General features: G+C 45.9%; 2 protein-coding genes and 1 pseudogene. 1 reads left to right on the top strand and 2 read right to left on the bottom strand.

The genetic code is table 11. The features are described 5' to 3' along the window. Positions 1-129: 129 nt before the first annotated feature. Both PN499_RS11470 and PN499_RS11465 read right to left on the bottom strand, forming a co-directional pair. A complete protein-coding gene (locus PN499_RS11470) occupies positions 130-1,404 on the bottom strand; it encodes a sensor histidine kinase (RefSeq protein WP_272031998.1) in 1,275 nt (424 codons plus the stop codon). A gap of 545 nt (positions 1,405-1,949) precedes the next feature. Continuing rightward, positions 1,950-2,081, bottom strand: a complete 132-nt coding sequence (locus tag PN499_RS11465; RefSeq protein ID WP_272031997.1) for a hypothetical protein — start codon at positions 2,079-2,081, stop codon at positions 1,950-1,952. A gap of 114 nt (positions 2,082-2,195) precedes the next feature. Between PN499_RS11465 and PN499_RS11460 the strand changes: the two are divergent. Beyond that, positions 2,196-3,109 (top strand): annotated as a pseudogene (locus PN499_RS11460) (endonuclease MutS2); the annotation flags it as partial.

The raw sequence follows: 3,109 nt of genomic DNA, 5'->3' as shown, positions 1-3,109 counted from the left end.
GAGGAAGAGAGAGAGGATGGGGGAGATGGGGAGGATGGGGAAGATAGGGGAGATCGGTAATAGCCATTAGCCATTAGCCATTAGCAATTACCAATTACCAATTACCCATTACCAATTACCCATTACCCATTAGCAATGTCTAATCGGAATTTCGATCCAAATTTCCGTACCTTTCCCCGGTTCAGAAATACATTTCAATTCCCCTTTGTGCTGTTGTACAACAATTTGATAGCTAATAGATAAACCTAAGCCAGTTCCATCGCCAACTGGCTTAGTAGTAAAAAATGGGTCAAAAATTCGCGATTTCACATATTCGCTCATTCCGGCTCCATTGTCAGCAATTATAATTAAAATGCGGTTCTCATCTAAAACCTCAGTATGAATTTTAATCGTCGGTTTCAGATGATTTTTCTCAGATTCATTTTTAACTTCCTCCCCTGACAGCCCCCAATCAACACCTGATAACTCTAAAGCATCGATCGCATTGTTAATAATATTCAAGAATGCTTGATTTAAGAGGCCAGCATAACATTCAACTTGAGGCATTTTACTGTAGTCTTTAATGACCTTAATATCGGGTCTACGCTCCCGCGCGGGCAAGCGATGCTGTAACATTAAAATGGTGTTGTCTAAACCAGCGTGAACGTCAACAGGTTGCCATCCTGAACGGTCTGTGCGAGAAAAATCTTGGAGAGAAAGAACTATCTGTCGGATGCGTTCGCTTCCTGTCTGCATGGAGAATAAAATCTTAAACAAGTCGTCGAGGACGAAATCTAATTCCATTTCTTGCTGCTTTTGCAAGATTTCGGGACTGGGATTTTTTAATTCTTTTTGATATAAGCGCAGCAAATCGATTAAGTCAGACCCGTAACTTTGAACATGGCTCAAGTTGCTGTAAATAAACGTGATTGGGTTGTTAATTTCGTGGGCGATACCAGCTACTAATTGGCCCAGACTAGACATTTTTTCACTTTGCACTAACTGAGTCTGAGTTTGCTGCAAATCTTGTAGGGTTCGCTCTAACTGCTGTGTCAGTCCGCGCAACCGCAGGCCCGCACGCACTCGCGCTAACAACTCTTCTGTTTCAATTGGTTTGGATAAGAAGTCATCAGCGCCGTTGTCGAGTCCTTTTACCCTGTCGTCAAGTTCTTCTCGCGCTGTCAGTAGGATGAAGAAGACGGTAGCTAGTTCTGGGTTAGCTTTCAGTTGGCGACATACTTCTAACCCATCAATGTAGGGCATCATCCAATCGCAAATTATCAAGTCAGGGGGTCTGTGGTGGGCTTGAGAGAGACCATCTTGACCGTCGAAAGCGATCGCGACCTCGTGTCCTTCACTCTCCAGTAGGTCTTGCAGGACGATCTGAACCGTTACATCGTCATCGATCACTAGAATTTTTGCCATATGTGCACCAGTTCCCTATATCTCCAGCATACATCCGTCACAATTGAGCTAGATGCGACCCTTTTCTTTAATACATCATTTGGGGTTGTAGTGCTTGATGGTAAGTAGAAGGAAGAGGGAAGAGAGAATAGGGAATAATGCTTACACAGCAACCTTTTTAGTCATCTGTCTTTTACTGTGAATTAGGTGGAGCTATTTATTATCTGCAATTAGGGCGATCGCAAAGGAGGTAGGAAATATTGTGTAAAGATTATGATTGACTCTAATTCATAGTTATTAATATTTTGGTGAGTCAAAATCAGAACTTTATCCCTCAAAATACTGCCGAAATTCCCTCAATGCTTGAAGCTGATTAGGGAGAGCGACAGATCGAGGGAGCAGTTGTATCTCTAAATTAGGTAGTAGGTGCGATCGCATTATTTGCTTATGGCCCGCTGCTCTAAGCCCATAAATAAAAAGGCTCCCTTCTTCCAAAACCAAACTTCAGGAACCTGTAAGCGGCGAGCAGCATCTAATTTATCAATTCCCATCTACTTCTCCAATACTCACTCTAGAGAAGACAACCAGACTCCGGGCGTATCGAGCAACTGTTCCACCGCCTTAAACTCTCGCCACGCCATGCAATTGAGCGAGATTGGTTCATCCAACCCTTCTAAAACAGGTATTATTACCATCATAGGTATCCAAAATTGCTGACATTGCTTGCTTGGGAAGACTTCCCCAAGTGCCGCACGACAATTAAAAAAAACCTTAAAATTGCTTAAGAGACATTCAGATTTAGCTTACCAGCTTTGATTCAAGCCGAAACCCTAGAACTATTGGAATGGCCCCGCCTTTGTCACCATTTGGCTACCTTTACGGCAACCAAACTCGGTGCTGTGGCGGCGCTCCACTTGCCAATCCCGGAAACTCCAACTGAGACGGCGCAGCTATTAGCCCAGACTCAGGAAGCTTACCTTTTGGAGAGCCGTCTTGCCAGGGGTCTGAGTTTTGATGGCATTCAAGACATCGGCGATTCCCTAGAACGAGCTCAAGTCCAAGGTATCCTTAGCGGGGAGGAACTGTTGGCGATCGCGACTACTCTGGCCGGTGCTAGGCAATTGCGCCGAGTAATTGACAATCAGTCCGACGTTCCCGTACTCACGGAATTGGTGGCCCAGTTGCGGACTTATCCCGAATTGGAGCAAGAAATTCACCGCTGCATTGATGAGCGGGGCAATGTGGCAGACAGAGCCACACCCAAACTCGGCGGCATTCGAGACTCAATGCGGCAGTTACGCGATCGCATCTATCAGGTATTGCAGGGCATCTTACAGCGTCAAGCCAACGCCTTGCAGGAACAACTAATTACTCAAAGGAGCGATCGCTTCGTCCTCCCTGTCAAAGCCCCCCAGAAAGATGCCATTCCCGGCATCGTTCACGACACCTCAATGAGTGGCGCGACATTATACATCGAACCCCACAGAGTTGTCAACCTCAACAATCAAATGCGGCAACAATTACGGCAAGAACAAGTTGAAGAAGAAGCCGTGCGCCGGATCTTGAGCGAGCAAGTAGCAGAAGTAAAGCCGGACTTAGAGAGATTGCTAGCGATCGCCACCACCCTAGACTTAGCTTACGCCAAAGCACGTTATAGCTTATGGCTAGAGGCCAATCCCCCTCGATTTATCGATTTCGGCGGCACAGAGGGGCAGGGGAGCAGAGG

The sequence above is a fragment of the Kamptonema animale CS-326 genome (assembly GCF_028330895.1).
Taxonomy (GTDB): domain Bacteria; phylum Cyanobacteriota; class Cyanobacteriia; order Cyanobacteriales; family Microcoleaceae; genus Kamptonema; species Kamptonema formosum.
The sequence above is the reverse complement of the archived record's forward strand: the minus strand, read 5'-3'. Positions and strand labels throughout refer to the sequence as shown.

Excerpts from the sequence above, each read along its gene's own strand:
- PN499_RS11470 (WP_272031998.1), bottom strand. The coding sequence starts at position 1,404 with ATGGCAAAAATTCTAGTGATCGATGACGATGTAACGGTTCAGATCGTC.
- PN499_RS11465 (WP_272031997.1), bottom strand. The coding sequence starts at position 2,081 with ATGATGGTAATAATACCTGTTTTAGAAGGGTTGGATGAACCAATCTCG.